The following is a 22316-nucleotide window of genomic DNA, read 5'->3' as shown; positions in this document are numbered from 1 at the left end:
GAGAATAGGCTATGCGCCAAGAAGTAATGAATTTCTTCAACCCGGTTTCAAAACCGGAGACGTTTGACACGATCAAGATCACCATCGCCAGCTCGGAACATATCCGGTCCTGGTCTTTTGGCGAGATCAAGAAACCTGAAACCATCAATTACCGGACCTTCAAGCCGGAAAAAGATGGCCTGTTTTGTGCCCGTATCTTTGGTCCGATGAAGGACTATGAATGTCTGTGCGGTAAATACAAGCGTATGAAGTATCGCGGGATCACCTGCGAGAAATGTGGCGTTGAAGTGACCCTCAGCAAGGTGCGTCGTGACCGCATGGGTCATATCGACCTCGCGGCCCCTGTGGCGCACATCTGGTTTCTGAAATCCCTGCCAAGCCGTATCGGTCTGGTGCTCGACATGACGTTGAAAGATCTGGAGCGCGTGCTCTATTTCGAATATTTCATCGTTACCGAGCCGGGTCTGACCCCGATGAAAATGAAGCAGCTTCTGAACGAAGATGAATATATCCGCGCCCAGGAAGAATATGGCGAGGACAGCTTCACCGCCGGTATCGGCGCGGAAGCCATCAAAACGTTGCTGGAAAATGTTGATCTCGAGCAGGAGCGCGACGATCTGCGGGTTGAGCTGGCGGAAACCAAATCCGAGCTGAAGCCAAAGAAAATCGTCAAGCGTCTGAAAGTCATTGAAGGCTTCCTCGAGTCCGACAATCGTCCGGAATGGATGATCCTTGATATCCTGCCGGTTATTCCACCGGAATTACGTCCTCTGGTGCCATTGGATGGCGGTCGTTTCGCGACCTCTGATCTCAATGATCTGTATCGTCGGGTGATCAACCGGAACAACCGTCTGAAACGTCTGATTGAACTGCGTGCGCCGGACATCATCGTCCGCAACGAAAAACGTATGTTGCAGGAAGCGGTTGACGCCCTGTTTGACAACGGTCGTCGTGGCCGGGTGATTACAGGCGCCAACAAGCGTCCATTGAAATCCCTGTCCGACATGCTGAAAGGCAAGCAAGGTCGCTTCCGTCAGAACCTGTTGGGGAAACGCGTGGATTATTCCGGGCGTTCGGTGATTGTTGTGGGACCGGAATTGCTGCTGCATCAATGTGGTCTGCCGAAGAAGATGGCGCTAGAGCTGTTCAAGCCGTTCATTTATGCGCGTCTTGACAAGCTGGGGATTGCCACCACCATCAAACAGGCCAAGAAGCTTGTGGAAAAAGAGCGTCGCGAAGTCTGGGACGTTCTGGATGTGGTTATTCGCGAACATCCGATCCTGCTTAACCGGGCGCCGACACTCCATAGACTGGGGATCCAGGCCTTTGAACCGGTTCTGATCGAAGGGAAGGCCATTCAGCTTCATCCTCTGGTCTGTACGGCCTTCAACGCTGACTTTGACGGTGACCAAATGGCCGTTCACGTGCCATTGAGCCTCGAAGCGCAGCTGGAAGCCCGCGTGTTGATGATGTCAACAAACAACATCCTCAGCCCGTCAAACGGCAAGCCGATCATCGTGCCGTCCCAGGATATTATTCTGGGTCTGTATTACATCACTTTGGATAAAGTGGGTGAGCCGGGCGAAGGCATGATCTTTGGTGATATGGAAGAAATTGAACAGGCTCTGTTCAACGGCGTTATTACGCTGCATTCCAAAATCACCGCGCGCTATCATACGGTTGACGAAAACTTTAACCCGATTTCCATGCGGGTTGAAACCACGGCGGGCCGGATGATGCTGGCCAATCACTTGCCGAAGCATCCGAATATTTCCTTCGATCTGGTGAACCAGAATCTGACCAAGAAGAATATCTCCAACATCATTGATGTGGTGTATCGTCACGCGGGTCAGAAGAAAACGGTTCTGTTTGCCGATGGCATCATGCGTCTCGGTTTCCGGGAAGCCTGTAACGCCGGTATCTCCTTTGGTAAGGATGACATGATCATCCCGGACGCCAAAGAAGGCATGATTGACGAAACAACCGCTGCTGTGAAGGAATTCGAAGCCCAGTATAACCAAGGTCTGATCACCCAGGGCGAAAAATACAACAAGGTGGTGGATGCCTGGTCACAATGTACCGATAAAGTGGCTGACGCCATGATGGCGGAAATTTCCAAGACCGGCGTTGACGAAAACGGCCGGACTCTGGACATCAACTCCATCTTTATGATGGCCGATTCCGGGGCGCGTGGTTCCGCGGCGCAGATGAAACAGCTTGCCGGGATGCGGGGTCTGATGGCCAAGCCGTCCGGTGACATTATCGAAAAGCCGATTATTTCCAACTTTAAAGAAGGCCTCAGTGTCCTTGAATACTTTAACTCCACCCATGGGGCGCGTAAGGGTCTTGCGGATACGGCGCTGAAAACCGCCAACTCCGGGTATCTGACCCGTCGTCTGGTGGATGTGTCTCAGGATTGCGTGACCATCGAAGAAGATTGCGGTACCTTGCGTGGGATCGACATCAAGGAAGTCGCCGAAGGTGGCGATGTGACTGTGACATTGGGTGATCGTATCCTCGGCCGTTGTGCGGCGGTTGATATCTGTGACCCGGTCAGCGGCGCCGTGATTGCCGAAGCCGGCACGCATCTGGAAGAAAATATCGTTGAAGCGGTCGAAACGGCCGGCGTATCCACCGTCAAGGTGCGGTCTGCGCTGACCTGTGAAACCCGTGGCGGCATCTGCTGTAAATGTTATGGCCGCGACCTGGCCCGGGGTATCCCGGTCAACCTGGGTGAGTCTGTCGGTGTTATCGCCGCCCAGTCCATCGGGGAGCCAGGTACTCAGCTGACCATGCGGACCTTCCATATTGGCGGTACGGCCTCGTCCGTGTCCGAGCAGTCTGTCCATGAAGCGTCCCATGACGGTAAAGTCAAACTGCTGAACCGCAACGTGGTGACCGATTCCAAAGGCCGCCTGATTGTCATGAGCCGCAACATGGAAATCGTCATCGTTGATGATGAAGGCCGTGAGCGCGTAACCTATAAGGCGCCGTTCGGTTCTCATTTGATCAAGGATGAAGGCCAAACAGTTATTCATGGTGACAAGCTTGTGGAATGGGATCCTTATACCCTGCCGATCATCACAGAGCAGGGCGGTACCGTCCGCTTTGTCGATCTGACAGAAGGTGTTTCTGTTCGTGAAACCGTTGACGAGGCGACAGGTATTGCCAGCCGCGTTGTGGTTGACTGGCGTTCTCAGCCCAAGGGAGCGGATCTGCGTCCGCGCATTACCCTGCGGAATGATAACGACGAGGTTATCGAACTGACCAACGGTACGGAAGCCCGTTACTTCATGTCTGTCGGCGCCATTCTTTCGGTTAATGACGGCGATGAAGTGCATGCCGGTGACGTGGTGGCGCGTATTCCGCGCGAGGCATCCAAGACCAAGGATATTACCGGTGGTCTGCCCCGGGTTGCGGAATTGTTCGAAGCCCGTCGTCCGAAAGATCATGCGGTCATCGCTGAAATCGATGGCTATGTGGAATTCGGGCGCGACTATAAGAACAAGCGTCGCATCAGCATCCGTTCCAAAGATGAAGAAGATACAACAGTTGAGTATCTGATTCCGAAGGGCAAGCATATTTCCGTTCAGGAAGGTGACTTCATCCGTCGTGGTGAATATCTGATCGACGGCAATCCGGCGCCGCACGATATTCTGAAAACCATGGGCGTTGAGGCTCTGGCCAACTATCTGGTGGATGAGGTACAGGATGTGTACCGTCTGCAGGGTGTGGGCATCAACGACAAGCATATCGAAGTGATCGTGCATCAGATGTTGCAGAAGGTCGAGATTACCTCTTCCGGTGAATCAACCTTCCTGCTCGGGGAACAGGTGGATCGTGAAGAGTTCGAGGAAGCCAACATCAAGCTTGAGAATCAAGGGCGTTTGCCGGCTAAAGGCGAGCCAATCCTTCTCGGGATCACCAAGGCGTCACTGCAGACGAGATCCTTTATCTCTGCTGCGTCCTTCCAGGAAACAACACGGGTTCTGACCGAGGCGGCGGTTGCCGGCAAGGCGGATACTTTGGTTGGCCTGAAAGAGAATGTGATCGTGGGTCGTTTGATCCCGGCGGGTACCGGTTCCAAGATGCAGGAATTCCGTCACCTGGCCAAGAAGCGTGATGACAAGATCAAGGCCGAAGGCACGCAGCCGAAACAGACTCTGCCCACTCTGGATGACGACTCAGTCGGCGCTACAGAATCGGCATAACGCCTTCGGGCGGGGCACTTCTTCCCGGATCGGGAATTAGACGCCCTAAAATTGAATAGAACAGAAGGCCGGAAGATCAGTTTATGCTGATTTTCCGGCCTTTTTTCGTAAAATCGAGTGTTCCTTTGCGCGAGGCTATATTTTGCTTGACGTTTGGCATGTCCCTACATAGTATGCGCTCACTCTTTGAGGTCAGGTGGTAGACAAAACAGTCTAAACGCTGTGCCTAAAAGCTCAGAGAACGAAAATTTTGTGAATTTTACGGATGGCCAGGACAGGCTAATGCTGTTCTGTCGTTTTTTTATGAAGAAATATTTTATAAAAAACGGGCGATCTGTTTTGTTGTACGCATTGGTAAAAGAGACTTAAGGATTAAAAATGCCAACAATTAACCAGTTGATACGTAACCCACGTAAAAACAAGCCGGTACGCAACAAGGTACCAGCGCTTGAGGCTTGTCCTCAGAAGCGTGGTGTGTGTACACGTGTTTACACAACGACGCCAAAGAAACCTAACTCAGCCCTTCGTAAAGTTGCCCGTGTGCGCCTGACGAACGGTTTTGAAGTGACCAGCTATATTCCAGGTGAGGGGCATAACCTTCAGGAGCATAGTGTTGTTTTGATCCGCGGCGGTCGTGTAAAAGATTTGCCCGGTGTTCGCTATCACGTACTGCGTGGTGTTCTGGATACGCAGGGTGTGTCAGATCGCCGTCAAAGTCGTTCTAAATATGGTACAAAACGTCCGAAATAAGCTGTCCTTCGCAGGAGAGCTTTTTCGTGTTTCGTTAAAGGATATAAGATATGTCGCGTCGTCACGCAGCTGAAAAACGTAAAGTACTGCCGGATCCCAAGTTTGGTGATCTGGTTTTGACTAAATTCATCAACAACCTGATGGTTGATGGTAAGAAATCCACTGCTGAGCGCATCGTTTACGGTGCGTTGGAAATGGTTCAGTCCAAATCCGGTCAGGAGCCGATCGAGGTCTTCCATCAGTGTCTGAGTAATATCAAACCAGCGGTCGAGGTTAAATCCCGCCGGGTTGGTGGTGCGACATATCAGGTACCTATCGAAGTGCGCGCTGACCGCGCTCAGGCTCTGGCCATTCGCTGGTTGATTGAAATGTCCCGCAAGCGCAATGAAAACACCATGACGGAACGTCTGGCGGGTGAGTTGCTTGATGCACTGAATAATCGCGGCGCCTCTGTCAAGAAGCGTGAAGATACCCACAAAATGGCTGACGCGAACAAAGCGTTCTCCCATTTCCGTTGGTAGTTACAGGTTTAAAGGTTTAATAAAATGGCACGTACTACTCCGTTACAGGATTATCGCAATATCGGTATCATGGCCCATATTGATGCCGGTAAAACAACCACAACAGAACGTGTGTTGTTCTATACTGGCGTGAGCCACAAGATTGGTGAAGTTCATGACGGCGCAGCCACCATGGACTGGATGGAGCAGGAGCAAGAGCGCGGTATTACCATTACCTCTGCGGCGACAACCTGTTTCTGGAAAGATTACCGGATCAATATTATTGATACGCCTGGTCACGTGGACTTCACGATTGAAGTTGAGCGGTCCCTCCGTGTTCTTGACGGTGCGGTCGCTGTTTTTGATTCTGTAGCCGGTGTTGAGCCTCAGTCTGAAACTGTATGGCGTCAGGCTGACAAATATGATGTGCCGCGCATGTGTTTTGTCAACAAGATGGACCGCATGGGTGCTAACTTCTTCCGTTGTGTGGATATGATCAAAGATCGCCTGGGCTCCAATGCTCTGGTGATCCAGTATCCAATCGGTGCTGAATCCGAATATAAAGGTCATGTGGATCTAGTGAAGAATGTGGGCATCATCTGGGAAGATGAAGCCATGGGCGCCAATTATTCCGAAGTTGAAATTCCTGCTGACATTGCTGACGACGTTGCGGCATACCGCTTGGAAATGATCGAAATGATCGTTGAGCAGGACGAAGCTGCCATGGAAGCTTATCTCGAAGGCGAAGAGCCTACCGTCGAGAAGATGAAAGAGTTGATCCGTAAGGGAACGATCGCTGGTGATTTTGTTCCGGTGCTGACCGGGACGGCCTTTAAGAACAAGGGCGTGCAGACGCTTCTGGATGCGGTTGTCGACTTTATGCCTTCTCCTCTGGACATTAAAGACGTTGAAGGTGTCGCGGTTGATAGCGATACGCCAATGTCACGTGCAGCATCTGATGATGAGCCTTTCTCTGCGCTGGCCTTTAAAGTGATGAACGACCCGTTCGTGGGGACGTTGACCTTTGCCCGGATCTATTCCGGTGTTCTGGAAGCGGGGACCATGGTCACCAACTCCGTGAAGGGTAAGAAGGAAAAAGTCGGCCGTATGTTGCAGATGCATTCCAACTCACGTGAAGACATCAAGGAAGCCCGCACTGGCGATATCGTGGCGCTGTGTGGTCTGAAGCAGACAACAACCGGTGATACGCTGTGTAACAACCTGAAGCCAATCGTTCTTGAACGCATGGAATTCCCAGAGCCTGTGATTTCTGTTGCTGTCGAGCCGAAAACAAAAGCTGACCAGGAAAAAATGGGCATCGCGCTGAACCGTCTGGCACAGGAAGATCCAAGTTTCCGGGTGCGTTCTGACGAGGAAAGCGGCCAGACTGTGATTTCCGGGATGGGTGAGCTTCACCTCGATATCCTGGTGGATCGCATGAAGCGTGAATTCAGTGTTGAAGCCAACGTTGGCGCGCCTCAGGTGGCTTACCGTGAATCTGTTGCCCGTGAAGCTGAAATTGACTACACCCATAAGAAGCAGTCTGGTGGGTCAGGTCAGTTCGGTCGGATCAAATTTGTTATCACTCCGGGTGAGCGTGGATCTGGTGTCCAGTTCATTGACGAGATCAAGGGTGGTAACATTCCTAAAGAATATATTCCTGGTGTTGAAAAAGGGATCAGAGATATCGCCGAAACCGGCGCATTGATCGGCTTCCCTATTATCGACTTCAGCATCCGTCTTATTGACGGTGCTTACCATGATGTTGACTCCTCTGTGATGGCGTTTGAAATCGCCGGTCGTGCTGGTATGCGTGAAGCTGCCAAGGTTGCCGGGATCAGAATTCTTGAGCCGATGATGGAAGTCGAAGTGGTGACGCCTGAAGATTACATGGGTGATGTAATTGGGGATATTTCTTCCCGTCGTGGTCAGATCTCCGGATCTGAAACACGCGGACCAAACACCGTAATTTCCGCGAAAGTTCCCCTGGCCAACATGTTTGGTTATGTGAACCAGCTGCGGTCGTTTACTCAGGGTCGTGCGACTTACTCTATGCAGTTTGATCATTACGCTGAGGTGCCTCAAAGCGAGGTTGAGAAGATTAAAGAGCAATTTGCTTAATAATATCGAATTTAATTGTGAACTAACTTTTCCCGTGAGGAAAAAGCGGGACGCTTGAATATAAGTGAGAAGGACTTAATAAAATGGCTAAAGAGAAGTTTGAACGTAATAAGCCGCATTGTAACATTGGTACAATCGGCCACGTTGACCATGGTAAAACAACCCTGACAGCGGCGATCACGAAAGTGCTGGCTGAAACTGGCGGCGCGACCTTTACTGAATTTGCAAATATCGACAAAGCTCCAGAAGAGCGTGAGCGCGGTATCACCATTTCGACGTCACACGTTGAGTATGAGACGGAAGCCCGTCACTATGCGCACGTTGACTGCCCAGGCCATGCTGACTATGTGAAAAACATGATCACCGGTGCGGCGCAGATGGACGGCGCGATCCTGGTGGTGAATGCGGCTGACGGCCCGATGCCACAGACCCGCGAGCACATCCTGCTGGCCCGTCAGGTTGGCGTGCCTGCTCTGGTTGTTTACCTGAACAAAGTTGACCAGGTTGATGATGAAGAGCTTCTGGAGCTGGTTGAGATGGAAATCCGCGAACTGTTGAGCGAATATGAATTCCCGGGAGACGATATTCCAATCGTTGCCGGTTCTGCTCTGGCAGCGCTTGAAGGCCGTGACGACAATATCGGTAAAGAATCCATCATCAAACTGATGGCTGCTGTTGATGAATATATTCCACAGCCTGACCGTGCGGTTGACGGCGCGTTCCTGATGCCGATTGAAGATGTATTCTCCATTTCCGGTCGTGGTACTGTTGTAACAGGCCGTATCGAACGCGGCATCATCAAGGTTGGTGAAGAAGTTGAAATCGTGGGCATCAAAGATACCACGAAGACAACGGTTACCGGCGTTGAAATGTTCCGTAAACTTCTGGACAGCGGTGAAGCCGGCGACAACATTGGCGCCCTGATCCGTGGTGTTGCCCGTGAAGAAGTTGAACGTGGCCAGGTTCTGGCGCATGTCGGCACGATCACACCGCACACCAAGTTTAAAGGTGAAGCCTACATCCTGACGAAGGAAGAAGGCGGACGTCATACACCGTTCTTCACCAACTATCGTCCCCAGTTCTACTTCCGGACCACAGACGTGACCGGTGTTGTAACCCTGGACGAGGGTGTTGAGATGGTTATGCCTGGTGACAACGTCACTGTGAACGTCGAGCTGATTTGCCCGATCGCCATGGACGAAGGTCTGCGCTTTGCGATCCGCGAAGGCGGCCGTACTGTCGGCGCCGGCGTTGTTGCAAGCATCATTGAATAATTTAGGTTTAGGAGCGCGGGTTGTAAGGCCCGCGTAATTTATATGTTGGAATCACAAAATATTCGCATCCGCCTGAAAGCATTTGATCATCGTATTCTTGATCAGGCTGCTGGCGAGATTGCCAATACGGCGAAAAGAACAGGCGCTAGCGTACGCGGCCCCATTCCGATGCCAACGCGGATTGAAAAATTCACGGTATTGCGGTCACCGCACGTGAACAAAAAATCACGCGAGCAGTTCGAAATGCGCACATTCAAGCGTCTTCTGGACATCGTAGAGCCGACACCACAAACCGTTGACGCGCTGATGAAGCTCGATCTGGCGGCCGGTGTTGATGTTGAAATCAAATTGCAGGGTTAAGAACAATGCGTGCAGGACTAATTGCTAGAAAAGTTGGCATGTCGCGTGTTTTTGCCGAGGGCGGGAAACATATCCCGGTCACGCTTCTGCATGTTGACAACTGTCAGGTTGTTTCACAGAAAACAATGGAAAAAGACGGCTACAGCGCTCTTCAACTGGGTGCTGGCAAGGCGAAAGTAAAGCGGACAACGCAGCCAATGCGTGGTCACTTTGCCAAAGCCCAGGTTGAGCCTAAGGCGAAACTGGCTGAATTCCGTATTGCTGATGATGCTTTCATCGACGTAGGTGCTGAACTGACTGTTGAGCATTTCGTTGCGGGTCAAATGGTTGACGTAACCGGTACCTCTAAGGGTAAAGGTTTTGCGGGTGCCATGAAACGTTGGAACTTTGGTGGTCTGCGGGCGACCCATGGTGTTTCCATCTCTCACCGTTCACACGGTTCCACGGGTCAGTGTCAGGATCCGGGTCGCGTGTTCAAGGGTAAGAAGATGGCTGGTCACTATGGTGATGAGCGCAAGACGATCCTTAACCTCGAAGTCGTCGGTACGGACCTGGACGAAGGTTTGATCCTTGTAAAAGGAGCTATTCCTGGCGCCAAGAACGGCTGGATTTTGATCAATGACGCCGTCAAGAAGCCAGCTCATGCTGATCGCCCTTATCCGGGTGCGGTTCGGGCTGCTGCCGAAGCTCCTGTTGCGGACGCTCCTGCAGAAGACGCTGCTGAAGAGAATAAGGAATAAGCGATGAAAGCCGAAGTATTAACACTTGATGCCAAGAAGGCCGGCGACGTAGAGCTGGACGAAGGTATCTATGCATTGCCAGAGCGGGCTGATATCCTTCAGCGTGTCGTGGTTTGGCAGTTGGCAAAACGCCGTGCGGGAACTCACAAGGTTCTGACACGGGGTGAAGTTGCCGGTACGACAAAACGTATCGGGAAGCAAAAAGGCGGCGGTACCGCCCGTCACGGTGCTGGTAAAGTCAGTCAGTTCCGTAGTGGTGGTCGCGCTTTCGGACCAGTTGTCCGCTCACATGCCACTAACCTGCCAAAGAAAATCAGAACTTTGGGCCTGAAAACTGCTTTGTCTTCAAAGCTGGCCAATGGCAACCTGATCGTCCTGGAAAACATGGACCTGAAAGAAGCCAAAACCAAAGAGCTGAAAGCGAAATTGAGCAAGCTTGGCTTGGTAAACGCACTGTTCATTGACGGTGCAGAAGTAAATAGAAACTTTCTTCTTGCTGCAAGCAACATTCCGTATGTTGATGTTCTGCCAACGCAAGGCGCCAATGTTTATGACATCCTGCGCGCTGACAAGCTGGTCTTGAGCAAAGCGGCTCTTGAAAGTCTGACGGAGAGGCTAAAATGACGGATATCAAACATTACGATACCATCCTTGGCCCTGTGATCACGGAAAAATCCACGATGGTATCTGAATATAATCAGGTTATCTTCCAGGTTGCCCTGACAGCGACAAAGCCTCAAATCAAGGCTGCTGTTGAAGGTCTGTTCGACGTGAAAGTCGAAGCGGTCAATACGATCCGTGTCAAAGGTAAGACAAAGCGTTTCAAAGGCATCAAAGGCCGCAGAAACGATTACAAAAAAGCAATGGTTCAGCTGGCCGAAGGCCAATCCATTGACGTGACAACGGGAGTATAGGAAGATGGCGTTAAAAACATATAACCCTACCTCTCCTGGTCAGCGTAGTCTGGTACAGGTAGACCGTTCCGATCTGTGGAAAGGCAAGCCCGTCAAGTCATTGACCGAAGGTTTGACCAAATCCGGTGGTCGTAACAATAATGGTCGCATCACAGCCCGTCGTCGTGGGGGTGGTCATAAGCGGACGTACCGCATGATCGACTTCAAACGGCAGAAATGGGATGTTGAAGCAACTGTCATGCATCTGGAATATGATCCGAACCGGACATCTTTCATTGCATTGATCGAATATACAGACGGTGAGCAGGCCTATATCCTGGCGCCACAACGCTTGAATATTGGTGATAAGGTTATCGCCAGCGAGAAAGCTGATGTGAAGCCTGGTAATGCCATGCCATTGTATAGTGTTCCGGTGGGTTCCATCGTGCATAACGTCGAAATGAAGCCTAAAAAAGGTGGTCAGATCGCACGCTCCGCAGGGAGTTATGTACAGGTAACCGGTCGTGACCGCTCTCAGGTACTTATTCGTTTATCCTCTGGTGAACAGCGTTATGTTCCGTCCTCTTGTATGGCCACCATCGGTGCCGTATCAAACCCGGACCACAAGAACATCAAACTGGCGAAAGCCGGGCGCAGTCGCTGGCTTGGCAGACGTCCGAGCGTTCGTGGTGTTGCCATGAACCCTGTTGACCATCCACATGGTGGTGGTGAAGGTCGGACATCCGGTGGTCGTCATCCTGTGACACCATGGGGCAAGCCGACCAAAGGTAAGCGGACACGTAGTAACAAGTCGACGGATCGTTTCATTGTACGATCACGTCACGAACGTAAGAAGTAGGAGAGACAAATGGCACGTTCAGTTTGGAAGGGTCCGTTCGTCGATCTTCATTTGCTTAAGAAATCTGAAGCAATGACAGACTCAGGCAAAAATTCACCGATCAAGACATGGTCTCGTCGGTCAACAATTTTGCCGCAGTTCGTAGGACAGACTTTTAATGTACATAACGGTCACAAATTTATCCCTGTGTATGTCACAGAAGATATGGTTGGCCATAAGCTTGGTGAATTCGCACCGACCCGGACCTATTATGGTCACGGTGCAGACAAAAAAGCTAGGAAGAGGTAGTAGCCGTGGGTAAGAAAACAGCACCACGTCGCGTCGCAGACAACGAAGCAATTGCAACATGCAAAATGGTTCGCGTTAGCCCCCAGAAACTTAATCTGGTCGCTGGTCTCATTCGTGGCAAGAAAGTTGAAAGAGCACTTGCGGATCTCACTTTCTCTAAACGCCGTATTGCCGGTGATGTGAAAAAAGTTCTTGAAAGCGCAATCGCGAATGCAGAAAACAACCACGGTCTCGATGTAGACAGCCTGGTTGTTGCAGAAGCCAGCGTTGGCAAGTCTTTGGTCATGAAACGTTTCCGCCCTCGGGCACGGGGACGTACGGGCAAAATTTTAAAACCATTCAGTCGCATCCGGATCATGGTCCGCGAGGTTGAGGAGCAAGCATAATGGGTCAAAAAGTTAATCCAATCGGTCTTCGCCTTGGGATCAACCGCACCTGGGACAGCCGCTGGTACGCCAGTGGAGATGACTATTCAACGCTGCTTCATGAAGACCTGGCCATTCGCGCCTATCTGATGGAGAAGCTGAAAGCTGCGGCGATCAGCCGTGTGGTGATTGAACGTCCGGCTAAAAAAGCCCGGGTGACAATCTACTCCGCTCGTCCTGGCGTGATCATCGGCAAGAAAGGCGCGGACATTGAAATTCTGCGCAAATCTATTGCCGCGATGACCAAGGCCCTTGATGTGAGCCTGAATATCGTTGAAGTCCGCAAGCCGGAAATCGATGCCCAGTTGGTTGGCGACAGTGTCTGTCAGCAGCTGGAACGTCGGGTTGCTTTCCGTCGCGCCATGAAACGGGTTATGCAGAGCGCAATGCGTCTCGGCGCCCTTGGTATCCGGATCAACACGGCCGGCCGTCTGGGGGGTGCTGAAATCGCCCGTACGGAATGGTATCGTGAAGGCCGCGTGCCGCTTCATACGCTGCGGTCCGACATTGACTATGCTGAAAGCAAAGCCAAGACACCTTACGGTATCATCGGCGTCAAAGTCTGGATCTTTAAAGGCGAGATCATGGAACACGATCCAATGGCTCGTGACAACCGCATCAATGAAATGCAGAAGAGTTCTGGTGGTAACGCAGGTGGCAGAGACCGGCGTCCAAGATCTCCTCGGAACGCGAGGTAATTAGTTATGCTTCAACCGAAAAAGACGAAATTCCGCAAAGCGCATAAAGGCCGTATCAAAGGTACTGCAAAAGGGGGCACTGCGCTCACTTTTGGGTCCTGTGGTCTGAAGGCGCTTGAGCCGGAAAGAATAACAGCCCGACAGATCGAAGCTGCCCGTCGTGCCATGACACGTCACATCAAGCGTCAAGGTAAAGTGTGGATTCGCATCTTCCCGGATGTGCCTGTTTCCAAAAAACCTGCCGAAGTCCGTATGGGTAAAGGTAAGGGTTCTGTGGAATTCTGGGCATGTAAAGTAAAGCCTGGTCGTATTATGTTTGAAATGGATGGCGTGCCGCTTGAACTGGCCCGTGAAGCCTTCGAACGTGCTGCCGCCAAGCTGCCAATCGCAACGCGTTTCGTTACGCGTCTTGGCGAATAGATAGGAGTGTTCGAGATGAAAACATCAGAACTTCGTGGTAAGTCAGTAGACGAATTGAATGGCCTGCTGCTCGATTTGAAAAAAGAGCAGTTCAACCTGCGTTTTCAAAGAGCAACAGCTCAGTTGGAAAATACTGCACGTGTGCGTGTTGTACGTCGGGATATTGCCCGCGTACGCACGCTGCTTAACCAATCAGAGAAGGTAGGATCCAATGCCTAAACGTATTTTGCAAGGTGAAGTTGTCAGTGACAAGAATGACAAAACTGTTGTCGTTTTGGTCGAACGTCGCTTTAAGCACCCATTGATTCATAAAGTTGTGCGCCGGACTAAAAAGTACCACGCACATGATGAAAACAATGCTTGTAAAGTGGGCGATATCATTCGAATTGAAGAATGTCGTCCGATTTCCAAAAATAAGACTTGGAAAATTGTTGAAAACGCTTAAAAGGTGTTTTCGGATTAAATGTAACTAAGTTGGAATGAACCAATGATTCAAATGCAAACCAATCTTGACGTTGCTGACAACTCTGGCGCTCGCCGGGTTCAATGCATCAAGGTACTCGGCGGCTCCCACCGTAAAGTGGCTGGGGTCGGCGATGTCATTGTCGTCAGTATTAAGGAAGCGATTCCTCGCGGCAAAGTGAAAAAAGGTCAGGTGCATCGTGCTGTAATCGTCCGCACTAAAAAAGATGTTCAACGGTCTGATGGGACTGCTATTCGGTTTGACGGCAACGCTGCCGTTCTGATCAACAAGCAGAATGAGCCTATCGGTACCCGCATCTTTGGCCCTGTGGTACGTGAGCTGCGTGCAGCTAACCATATGAAAATTATCTCTCTCGCACCGGAGGTGCTGTAATGGCTACCGCAAAGTTTAAAATTAAAAAGGGCGATGAAGTTATCGTTCTTACCGGTAAGGACAAAGGCAAGAAAGGTGAAATCATTCGCATGATTCCATCCGAATCTCGTGCCGTTGTTAAGGGTATCAATTTGGTTAAGCGCCATACACGTCAGACTCAAACAGAAGAAGGCGGTATCAAGACGAAGGAAGCTCCGATTCATGTGTCAAACCTGGCGCTGATCGATCCCAAGTCCGATAAGGCAACCAAAGCTGGATATAAAATTGAAAAAGATGGGACCAAGGTCCGCATCTCTAGAGCATCAGGGGAAGTAATCTAATGACTGCTTATACTCCTCGTTTGCGCGAAGTTTACGAAAGTAAAGTCCGCGCCGATTTGCAAAAAGAATTCAATTTTGCCAATGTGATGGAAATTCCTCGCCTTGAGAAAATTGTAATCAACATGGGTGTTGGTGAAGCCGTCGGCGACAGCAAAAAGATTAAAAAAGCTGTTGAGGAAATGACTAAGATTTCCGGTCAGAAGCCTGTCACCACCCGCGCGAAAAAATCTATTGCGTCGTTCAAACTTCGTGAAGAAATGCCTATTGGCTGTAAGGTTACCCTCCGGGGAAATCAGATGTATGAGTTTCTGGATCGTCTGATCCAGATCGCATTGCCACGTGTTCGCGACTTCCGCGGTGTCAAGCCAACCAGTTTTGATGGTCGGGGCAACTATGCTCTCGGTCTGAAAGAACAGCTGGTGTTTCCTGAGATCTCCTACGATGACGTAGACGATACCCGGGGAATGGACATCATCATTTGTACATCTGCAAAAACCGATGCAGAAGCCAAGTCGCTTCTCGATGGTTTCCAGATGCCTTTCCAAAAATAGAATAGGCAAGGAAATTTGAAATGGCTAAAGTAAGTGCTGTTGAAAAGAATATGAAGCGTGAGCGTTTGGTGGCAAAGTTTGCTGAGAAACGTGCGGCTTTGAAAAAAGCGGCTGTCGACCCGGAATTGTCTGCTGAAGAGCAGTTCATGGCGCGTCTGAAGCTGGCAAAGATGCCCCGCAATAGTGCGGCAACTCGTCTGCGCAACCGCTGTCAGGTAACTGGTCGCCCCCGTGGCTATCATCGTAAATTTAAAATGTCCCGTATTTCACTCCGTGATCTGGCCTCTTCTGGCTATCTTCCCGGTGTAACGAAATCGAGCTGGTAAGGGAGGACAGGCAAAATGTCAATGAGTGATCCTCTAGCAGATATGATTACACGCATCCGCAACGGACAACGTGTTAATAAAAGTTCTGTTAGTTCGCCTGCGTCCAACATGCGTCAGCGAGTGCTTGATGTACTGGAACGTGAAGGCTTCATACGTGGTTATAACCGTGCTGACGATCAGACCGGAAAGCCGCAGATTAATATTGAGCTGAAATATCATGAAGGCCAACCGGTTATTCGCGAAATCAAACGCGTTTCCAAACCGGGTCTTCGGGTTTATTCTTCTGTGGCGGATCTGCCACGGGTGCGGAATGGCCTGGGTATTTCAATTGTATCAACCCCAAAAGGTGTACTCTCCGATTCTGAAGCGCGTGATCAGAATGTTGGTGGCGAGATCATCTGCACAGTATTCTAAGGATAGGTTATATGTCTAGAATTGGTAAAAAAGCAGTTGCTGTGCCGCAAGGTGTTGAAGCAAAACTTGACGGCAAAGATTTGCTCGTCAAGGGTCCCAAAGGTGAATTGTCCATGACATTCGTCAACGATGTTGACGTGAAGATGGAAGATGGCAATATCTCTGTAATGCCGATTGGTGATACGAAGCGGGCACGGTCCATGTGGGGCATGCAGCGCACGCTGGTCAGCAACCTGGTTGATGGTGTGACGGAAGGTTTTTCCAAAACACTGCAGCTGGTTGGTGTCGGGTATCGTGCAGCGGTACAGGGTAAAACTGTTACGCTTCAGCTTGGCTTCAGTCATGATGTTGTATATCCCATCCCAGAAGGCATTGATGTGAAATGTCCGGATCAGACGACTGTCGTCATCTCCGGCATCAACAAACAGCTTGTGGGTCAGGTTGCAGCAGAAATTCGTGAATGGCGTAAACCAGAGCCTTATAAAGGCAAGGGTGTGCGGTATTCTGATGAATTTGTCTTCCGCAAAGAAGGCAAGAAGAAATAATAGGTGGTCGTTATGCTTAATGGTAAAAAATTATTCAACCGTCGCCGCCAACGGGTGCGGACTAATCTCCGCAAGGTGGCAGCAGGACGGCCTCGCCTTTCTGTGCATCGTACAAACCAGCATATCTATGCCCAGGTTATTGATGATGCGAATGGTGTGACTGTTGCAGCAGCATCCACATTGGATGTTGATTTGAAGAAAGCTTTGAAAGTTGGAAGCAACTCCGAAGCTGCAGCAGAAGTCGGAAAATTGATTGCAGGCCGCGCGAAAAGTGCTGGCGTTGATACAGTTGTTTTTGATCGGGGTGGTTTTCTTTTCCACGGCCGGATCAAGGCTCTGGCCGACGCCGCTCGCGAAGCTGGTCTGAATTTCTAAAGGTATTTGAAGGGAAGACAATATGGCACGGTCTGAAAGAGATAACCGTCAGCCGGAAAGTGACCTGATTGAGAAATTGGTTCACATCAACCGCGTGGCCAAAGTGGTCAAGGGCGGTCGCCGGTTCGGTTTCGCTGCGCTTGTCGTCGTTGGTGATGGTAAGGGTCAGGTAGGCTTCGGTAAGGGTAAGGCCCGCGAAGTTCCTGAAGCGATCCGCAAGGCAACAGAAGACGCGAAAAAATCAATGGTACGCATCCCCCTGCGGGAAGGCCGGACATTGCATCATGACATCGACGGACGCCACGGCGCCGGCAAGGTTGTGATCCGCTCTGCGCCTGTGGGTACCGGTATTATCGCCGGTGGTCCGATGCGCGCAGTGTTCGAAGCACTTGGCGTACAGGATGTTGTGACGAAATCATTGGGGTCTTCTAACCCTTACAACATGGTTCGCGGCACAATTGACGCTTTGAAAAAACAGTGTTCGCCGCGGATGATTGCGTCGAAACGGAGCAAGAAAGTAAGTGACATTGTCAGCCGTCGCGGCGGACAGGACACGGTTGCTCAGGAAGTGACGGAGTAGTCTGATGGCAGGTAAGAAAACAGTTAAGGTAACGCAGATCGGTAGCCCGATCCGCCGTCCGCAGGATCAACGGGCAACGCTCATCGGTCTTGGTCTGAACAAAATGAACCGCACCCGGGAGCTGGAAGATACGCCAGCTGTTCGTGGCATGATCCGCAAGGTTCGCCACATGGTAAAGGTTGAAGAAGTTTAATCTCGCCTTATATAGTTTATGTATAGGGTACAGGTGACAAGGTAAGAACCATGAAACTTAATGAATTAGCCAATAAGCCAGGCTCCACCAAAGACCGCAAACGCATTGGGCGTGGTATTGGTTCTGGCACCGGCAAAACCGGTGGACGCGGTGTAAAAGGCCAGAAGTCCCGTTCCGGTGTTGCAATTAAAGGCTTCGAAGGCGGTCAGATGCCGATTTATCAGCGTCTGCCAAAACGTGGCTTTAACAATATTAACCGCAAAGTATTTGTGCCGGTTAATCTTGGTCGGTTGCAGGAAGCTATTGACGCCAAGAAACTGGACGCCAAAAAAGCCATCACCATCGAACTGCTGCACGCAGCCGGTGTTGTTAATGGTGTTAAAGACGGCGTTCGTCTGTTGGCCAAAGGTGAACTGAAATCAAAAGTAACGATTGAAGTGTCCGGTGCATCAGCCGCTGCCATCGCAGCTGTTGAAAAAGCGGGCGGCAAGGTAACTGTAACGTCACCAGCCGTTGCGGAAGCTTCTGAATAATAAAAATATTGGCAACAGGGATAATATTAGATGGCATCAGCAGCTGAACAACTTGCAGCAAATCTGAATTTCAGTGCTTTCTCCAAGGCGACGGAACTGAAAAAGCGCATCTGGTTTACCCTGTTTGCCCTTGTTGCCTATCGGCTGGGGACGTATGTGCCTCTGCCGGGCATTAACCCGATTGAACTCGCGCGGATGTTCGAGCAAAATCAATCCGGCATCCTCGGCATGCTCGATCTGTTCAATGGCGGCGCCATTCAGCGGATGAGTGTTTTTGCCCTTGGTATTATGCCTTATATTTCGGCCTCCATCATCATGCAGTTGATGACTTCCATTTCACCGCGCATTGGCGAGCTGAAAAAAGAAGGTGAGGCAGGCCGTCAGAAAATCAATCAATATACCCGTTACGGCACCGTGATTCTGACCATTGTTCAGGGGTACGCGATTGCGACCAGCATGCAGTCCGGCGGTATCGCCCTTGATGATGGCGGCGTGTTCTTTATTGCGACGACCGTGATTACATTGCTCGGCGGGACTTTGCTGCTGATGTGGATGGGCGAACAGATTACAGCCCGCGGGGTAGGGAACGGGATTTCCCTGATCATCTTCGCTGGTATCGTGGCCCAGTTGCCGTCTGCCATCGTCGGAACGCTTGAACTGAGTGCCAAAGGCCAGCTCGGCGGGCCTCTGGTGATTGTGGGCCTCCTGATTATGGTAGCCGCCGTGATTGGCTTTATCGTCTTTATGGAGCGCGCCCAGCGTCGTCTCCTGATCCAGTATCCGAAACGTCAGACCGCGACCGGCGCCTCCAAGGGCGAACAGTCCCATATGCCGATGAAGCTGAACACCGCCGGGGTTATCCCGCCGATCTTCGCGTCTTCTTTGCTGCTGATGCCGATGACAGTTGCCGGCTTTGCCGCTGACGGCGGACCGGAGTGGATGACAACGGTCACGACCCTGCTTGGACCTGGGCAGCCGCTGTATATGGCGTTGTATGCGGCCGGTATTATCTTTTTCTGTTTCTTCTATACGGCTATTCAGTTCAACCCGGAAGAGACAGCGGACAACCTGAAAAAATACGGTGGCTTTATTCCCGGGATCCGTCCGGGCAAGAATACAGCCAACTATCTTGATTTTGTTTTGACACGCTTGACGTTTGTCGGGGCACTTTACCTGACCCTCGTGTGTCTGTTGCCTGAAGTCCTGCGCGCCAAATATGCCATTCCGTTTTACTTTGGCGGAACCTCGCTTTTGATCGTGGTCAGTGTGACCATGGATACGGTCGCCCAGATTCACAGTCACCTGATGGCCCATCAATATGAAGGCCTGATGAAGAAATCGAAGATCCGCGGCAAAGGGAGAAAACGCAGATGATTGTTGTACTATTGGGCCCTCCCGGGGCAGGCAAGGGAACGCAAGCCGTTCGTCTGATGAAAAACCAGGGCCTGGTGCAACTCTCTACGGGCGACATGTTACGCGCCGCGGTCGCCAATCAGACCGAGATTGGCAAAAAAGCAAAAGAATTTATGGATGCCGGTAAGCTGGTCACGGATGAGATCGTGATCGGGATCATTGCCGACAGAATTGAAGAAGACGACTGCAAGGGCGGTTTTCTTCTGGACGGATTTCCCCGCACAGTGGCCCAGGCGGAAGCCCTGGACAAACTGCTGGCGGAAAAAGACCTGAAAGTCGATGCTGTCATCGAAATGAAGGTTAACGACGAATCTCTTGTTGACCGGATTACAGGACGCTATACATGTAGTAGCTGTAATCAGGGTTACCATGATACGAACCTCAAACCACAAGTAGCTGGCGTGTGTGACAGCTGTGGTTCTACGAATTTCACCCGCCGGGCGGATGATAACCGTGAAACGGTTGTTTCCCGACTGGCAACATATCACGCACAAACGGCGCCTTTGCTGCCCTACTATGCAGAAAAAGGTGTTTTGAAGACAATTGATGGTATGGCTGATATCAATGATGTCACCAACCAGATAAATGACGTATTAACAAACCTGTAGGTCGTTCGGCGAAAAAATTTGTTCAAGTTTGATCTCCGAGGTTGACTGCGGGCTTTTAATACATATAATCGCGCCACTTCACGGTACGTCCGTGGAGGGGGCAGTTTTATGATTTTTTAGATCGGGAGAAACGATCGTGGCACGTATAGCTGGCGTGAACTTACCCACCGGGAAACGGGTGGAGATTGCATTGACTTATATCCATGGGATTGGTCCTGCAATATCGAAAGAGATTTGTGAGAAGGTTGGTATTGATTCGGTTACCCGGGTGAACCAGCTGAGTGATGCGCAGGTCATCCAAATCCGCGAAACAATCGATAGTGATTGTATGGTGGAAGGTGATCTTCGTCGTGACACTGCGATGAACATCAAACGGCTGATGGACCTTGGGTCCTATCGCGGTTTGCGTCATCGTAAGAAATTGCCTGTACGAGGCCAGCGGACAAGCACGAATGCCCGCACCCGTAAAGGTAAAGCTGTTGCCATCGCTGGTAAGAAGAAATAAGGTATTGAATAATGGCTGACAATAAAACAGTGAAGCGCCGCGAGCGCAAGAATATCACGAATGGGGTTGCCCACGTGAATTCCACATTCAACAATACCATTATCACCATTACAGATGCGCAGGGAAATGCGATTTCCTGGTCAACTGCTGGTGCGATGGGCTTTAAAGGCTCCCGTAAGTCTACGCCATATGCGGCGCAGATGGCGGCGGAAGATGCTGGTAAGAAAGCCCAGGAACATGGCATGAAAACGCTTGAAGTTGAAGTCAAGGGACCTGGGTCAGGGCGCGAATCAGCGCTGCGGGCATTGCAGTCCATTGGCTTTACCATTTCGACCATTCGCGATGTGACGCCGATTCCCCATAACGGGTGTCGTCCGCCGAAACGTCGTCGCGTTTAAGCAAGATTGAAGCCCCCTGCTGCCGGGATCCGGGAGCAGGGCTTTATGGTATTTGCCTGACAGACCGGTGGTCGACCGGGCAAATTCAAACCAGGAACTTAACGAGGGTTTTACAGTGATCCAAAAGAATTGGCAGGAACTTATTAAGCCAACTACGCTTGACATCAAACAAGAAGGTGAAGAGCGCAGAAAGGCGACTATCGTTGCAGAACCGCTGGAGCGCGGCTATGGCATGACTTTGGGCAATTCATTGCGCCGGGTATTGCTGTCGTCCCTGCAGGGTGCGGCTGTGACGTCCATTCATGTGGATAACGTACTGCATGAATTCTCTTCCATTCCAGGAGTTCGGGAAGACGTTACCGACGTGGTCCTGAATGTGAAAAAGATCGCGGTTGAAATGGAAGGCGAAGACAAGAAACGCCTGACGCTTCAAGCCACGGGCCCTGGCGAAGTTACCGCCGGCCAGATCAGCGAAGTTGCGGATGTCACCATTCACAATCCGGACCTGATCATCTGTACATTGGATGACGGCGCCGAATTGCGCATGGAACTGATCGTTGAAACCGGTAAAGGTTATGTGGCTGCGGTCAACAACCGTCCGGATGATGCGCCGATTGGCCTGATCCCGGTGGACAGCCTGTTCAGCCCGGTCAGCAAAGTCAGCTATCGCGTGGAAAATACCCGCGAAGGTCAGATCCTTGACTATGACAAACTGATCATGACCATTGAAACAGACGGCACGGTTACACCGGAAGATGCCTTGGCCTTTTCCGCACGTATTCTGCAGGACCAGCTTCAGACCTTCGTCAACTTCGACGAGCCGGAAGCCGCCGCGTCTGAAAAAGAATCTGATGAGCCTGACTTCAACCGCAACCTGTTGCGTCGCGTTGATGAGCTGGAATTGTCTGTTCGTTCAGCAAACTGCCTGAAGAACGACAACATTGTTTACATCGGTGACCTGGTTCGGAAGACCGAAGCTGAAATGCTGCGCACGCCGAACTTTGGCCGTAAGTCCCTGAATGAAATTAAAGAGGTTCTTTCGACCATGGGCTTACGTCTTGGAATGGATAATCCGGGATGGCCGCCTGAAAATATTGACGAACTCGTCAAGAAAATGGAACAAGAATTCTAATTTTGGATATTTAATTGGGTAGGGTCCT

General features: G+C 50.9%; 31 protein-coding genes. All 31 read left to right on the top strand.

Features of this window, described 5'->3' with window-relative positions; translation table 11 throughout:
• The first annotated feature begins 11 nt into the window (after positions 1-11).
• Positions 12-4211, top strand: coding sequence for a DNA-directed RNA polymerase subunit beta' (rpoC, locus tag FIV45_RS14545; protein ID WP_099471949.1), 4200 nt, complete (start codon positions 12-14; stop codon positions 4209-4211).
• Positions 4212-4589: 378 nt separating this feature from the next.
• Positions 4590-4961, top strand: coding sequence for a 30S ribosomal protein S12 (rpsL, locus tag FIV45_RS14540; protein ID WP_099471950.1), 372 nt, complete (start codon positions 4590-4592; stop codon positions 4959-4961).
• Between the two features lie 50 nt (positions 4962-5011).
• The gene (rpsG, locus tag FIV45_RS14535; protein WP_099471951.1) at positions 5012-5482 is read left to right on the top strand and encodes a 30S ribosomal protein S7; all 471 of its coding nucleotides are present in this window, start codon (positions 5012-5014) and stop codon (positions 5480-5482) included.
• A 24-nt stretch (positions 5483-5506) separates the two neighbouring features.
• Positions 5507-7582, top strand: coding sequence for an elongation factor G (gene fusA / locus FIV45_RS14530; protein ID WP_099471952.1), 2076 nt, complete (start codon positions 5507-5509; stop codon positions 7580-7582).
• A gap of 83 nt (positions 7583-7665) precedes the next feature.
• Positions 7666-8856 carry an elongation factor Tu gene (gene tuf / locus FIV45_RS14525; RefSeq protein WP_099470873.1) on the top strand — a complete coding sequence of 397 codons (1191 nt, stop codon included), beginning with the start codon at positions 7666-7668 and terminating at the stop codon, positions 8854-8856.
• A gap of 45 nt (positions 8857-8901) precedes the next feature.
• Positions 8902-9216, top strand: a complete 315-nt coding sequence (gene rpsJ, locus FIV45_RS14520) for a 30S ribosomal protein S10 (RefSeq protein ID WP_099475093.1) — start codon at positions 8902-8904, stop codon at positions 9214-9216.
• A gap of 5 nt (positions 9217-9221) precedes the next feature.
• Positions 9222-9956: a 50S ribosomal protein L3 gene (gene rplC, locus FIV45_RS14515; protein WP_099475023.1), complete on the top strand. Its 735-nt coding sequence runs from the start codon at positions 9222-9224 to the stop codon at positions 9954-9956.
• A gap of 3 nt (positions 9957-9959) precedes the next feature.
• The gene (gene rplD / locus FIV45_RS14510) at positions 9960-10580 is read left to right on the top strand and encodes a 50S ribosomal protein L4 (protein WP_099475024.1); all 621 of its coding nucleotides are present in this window, start codon (positions 9960-9962) and stop codon (positions 10578-10580) included.
• On the top strand, positions 10577-10870 hold the full coding sequence (locus FIV45_RS14505; RefSeq protein WP_099475025.1) for a 50S ribosomal protein L23: 294 nt from the start codon (positions 10577-10579) through the stop codon (positions 10868-10870). The genes rplD and FIV45_RS14505 overlap by 4 nt, the downstream gene beginning before the upstream one ends.
• Before the next feature lie 4 nt (positions 10871-10874).
• Positions 10875-11708 (top strand): 50S ribosomal protein L2, encoded by an 834-nt coding sequence (gene rplB, locus FIV45_RS14500; protein ID WP_099475026.1) that lies wholly within the window; start codon positions 10875-10877, stop codon positions 11706-11708.
• A 9-nt stretch (positions 11709-11717) separates the two neighbouring features.
• Positions 11718-11996, top strand: coding sequence for a 30S ribosomal protein S19 (rpsS, locus tag FIV45_RS14495; RefSeq protein ID WP_099475027.1), 279 nt, complete (start codon positions 11718-11720; stop codon positions 11994-11996).
• 5 nt (positions 11997-12001) lie between these two features.
• Complete coding sequence (gene rplV / locus FIV45_RS14490) at positions 12002-12382, top strand: 50S ribosomal protein L22 (protein ID WP_099475028.1); 381 nt, start codon at positions 12002-12004, stop codon at positions 12380-12382.
• Positions 12382-13119, top strand: coding sequence for a 30S ribosomal protein S3 (rpsC, locus tag FIV45_RS14485; protein WP_099475029.1), 738 nt, complete (start codon positions 12382-12384; stop codon positions 13117-13119). The genes rplV and rpsC overlap by 1 nt, the downstream gene beginning before the upstream one ends.
• Before the next feature lie 6 nt (positions 13120-13125).
• A complete protein-coding gene (rplP, locus tag FIV45_RS14480) occupies positions 13126-13539 on the top strand; it encodes a 50S ribosomal protein L16 (RefSeq protein WP_099475030.1) in 414 nt (137 codons plus the stop codon).
• A gap of 15 nt (positions 13540-13554) precedes the next feature.
• Entirely contained in the window at positions 13555-13758 is a 204-nt protein-coding gene (rpmC, locus tag FIV45_RS14475; RefSeq protein WP_099475031.1) for a 50S ribosomal protein L29, read from the top strand.
• Positions 13751-13984: a 30S ribosomal protein S17 gene (rpsQ, locus tag FIV45_RS14470; protein ID WP_099475032.1), complete on the top strand. Its 234-nt coding sequence runs from the start codon at positions 13751-13753 to the stop codon at positions 13982-13984. Before rpmC ends, rpsQ begins: the two co-directional genes overlap by 8 nt.
• A gap of 42 nt (positions 13985-14026) precedes the next feature.
• Positions 14027-14395 (top strand): 50S ribosomal protein L14, encoded by a 369-nt coding sequence (gene rplN, locus FIV45_RS14465; RefSeq protein ID WP_099475033.1) that lies wholly within the window; start codon positions 14027-14029, stop codon positions 14393-14395.
• A complete protein-coding gene (gene rplX, locus FIV45_RS14460; RefSeq protein WP_099475034.1) occupies positions 14395-14715 on the top strand; it encodes a 50S ribosomal protein L24 in 321 nt (106 codons plus the stop codon). The genes rplN and rplX overlap by 1 nt, the downstream gene beginning before the upstream one ends.
• On the top strand, positions 14715-15266 hold the full coding sequence (gene rplE, locus FIV45_RS14455) for a 50S ribosomal protein L5 (RefSeq protein ID WP_099475035.1): 552 nt from the start codon (positions 14715-14717) through the stop codon (positions 15264-15266). The genes rplX and rplE overlap by 1 nt, the downstream gene beginning before the upstream one ends.
• A 20-nt stretch (positions 15267-15286) precedes the next feature.
• On the top strand, positions 15287-15592 hold the full coding sequence (rpsN, locus tag FIV45_RS14450) for a 30S ribosomal protein S14 (RefSeq protein WP_099475036.1): 306 nt from the start codon (positions 15287-15289) through the stop codon (positions 15590-15592).
• Between the two features lie 15 nt (positions 15593-15607).
• Complete coding sequence (rpsH, locus tag FIV45_RS14445; RefSeq protein ID WP_099475037.1) at positions 15608-16006, top strand: 30S ribosomal protein S8; 399 nt, start codon at positions 15608-15610, stop codon at positions 16004-16006.
• 11 nt (positions 16007-16017) lie between these two features.
• Positions 16018-16551: a 50S ribosomal protein L6 gene (rplF, locus tag FIV45_RS14440; protein ID WP_099475038.1), complete on the top strand. Its 534-nt coding sequence runs from the start codon at positions 16018-16020 to the stop codon at positions 16549-16551.
• A gap of 12 nt (positions 16552-16563) precedes the next feature.
• Positions 16564-16926 carry a 50S ribosomal protein L18 gene (gene rplR / locus FIV45_RS14435; protein ID WP_099475039.1) on the top strand — a complete coding sequence of 121 codons (363 nt, stop codon included), beginning with the start codon at positions 16564-16566 and terminating at the stop codon, positions 16924-16926.
• A gap of 22 nt (positions 16927-16948) precedes the next feature.
• Positions 16949-17506 carry a 30S ribosomal protein S5 gene (gene rpsE, locus FIV45_RS14430; RefSeq protein ID WP_099475040.1) on the top strand — a complete coding sequence of 186 codons (558 nt, stop codon included), beginning with the start codon at positions 16949-16951 and terminating at the stop codon, positions 17504-17506.
• Between the two features lie 4 nt (positions 17507-17510).
• Positions 17511-17699 carry a 50S ribosomal protein L30 gene (gene rpmD, locus FIV45_RS14425; protein ID WP_099475041.1) on the top strand — a complete coding sequence of 63 codons (189 nt, stop codon included), beginning with the start codon at positions 17511-17513 and terminating at the stop codon, positions 17697-17699.
• Between the two features lie 50 nt (positions 17700-17749).
• Positions 17750-18232 (top strand): 50S ribosomal protein L15, encoded by a 483-nt coding sequence (gene rplO, locus FIV45_RS14420; RefSeq protein WP_099475042.1) that lies wholly within the window; start codon positions 17750-17752, stop codon positions 18230-18232.
• Positions 18233-18262: 30 nt separating this feature from the next.
• Positions 18263-19606 carry a preprotein translocase subunit SecY gene (gene secY, locus FIV45_RS14415; protein WP_099475043.1) on the top strand — a complete coding sequence of 448 codons (1344 nt, stop codon included), beginning with the start codon at positions 18263-18265 and terminating at the stop codon, positions 19604-19606.
• A complete protein-coding gene (locus FIV45_RS14410; RefSeq protein ID WP_099475044.1) occupies positions 19603-20253 on the top strand; it encodes an adenylate kinase in 651 nt (216 codons plus the stop codon). Before secY ends, FIV45_RS14410 begins: the two co-directional genes overlap by 4 nt.
• A gap of 136 nt (positions 20254-20389) precedes the next feature.
• Complete coding sequence (gene rpsM / locus FIV45_RS14405; RefSeq protein ID WP_099475045.1) at positions 20390-20758, top strand: 30S ribosomal protein S13; 369 nt, start codon at positions 20390-20392, stop codon at positions 20756-20758.
• Between the two features lie 11 nt (positions 20759-20769).
• The gene (gene rpsK / locus FIV45_RS14400; RefSeq protein WP_099475046.1) at positions 20770-21156 is read left to right on the top strand and encodes a 30S ribosomal protein S11; all 387 of its coding nucleotides are present in this window, start codon (positions 20770-20772) and stop codon (positions 21154-21156) included.
• Positions 21157-21271: 115 nt separating this feature from the next.
• Positions 21272-22288, top strand: coding sequence for a DNA-directed RNA polymerase subunit alpha (locus FIV45_RS14395; protein WP_099475094.1), 1017 nt, complete (start codon positions 21272-21274; stop codon positions 22286-22288).
• Positions 22289-22316: the final 28 nt, after the last annotated feature.

It is taken from the genome of Paremcibacter congregatus, from assembly GCF_006385135.1.
In the GTDB taxonomy this organism is placed as follows: domain Bacteria; phylum Pseudomonadota; class Alphaproteobacteria; order Sphingomonadales; family Emcibacteraceae; genus Paremcibacter; species Paremcibacter congregatus.
The sequence above is the reverse complement of the archived record's forward strand: the minus strand, read 5'-3'. Positions and strand labels throughout refer to the sequence as shown.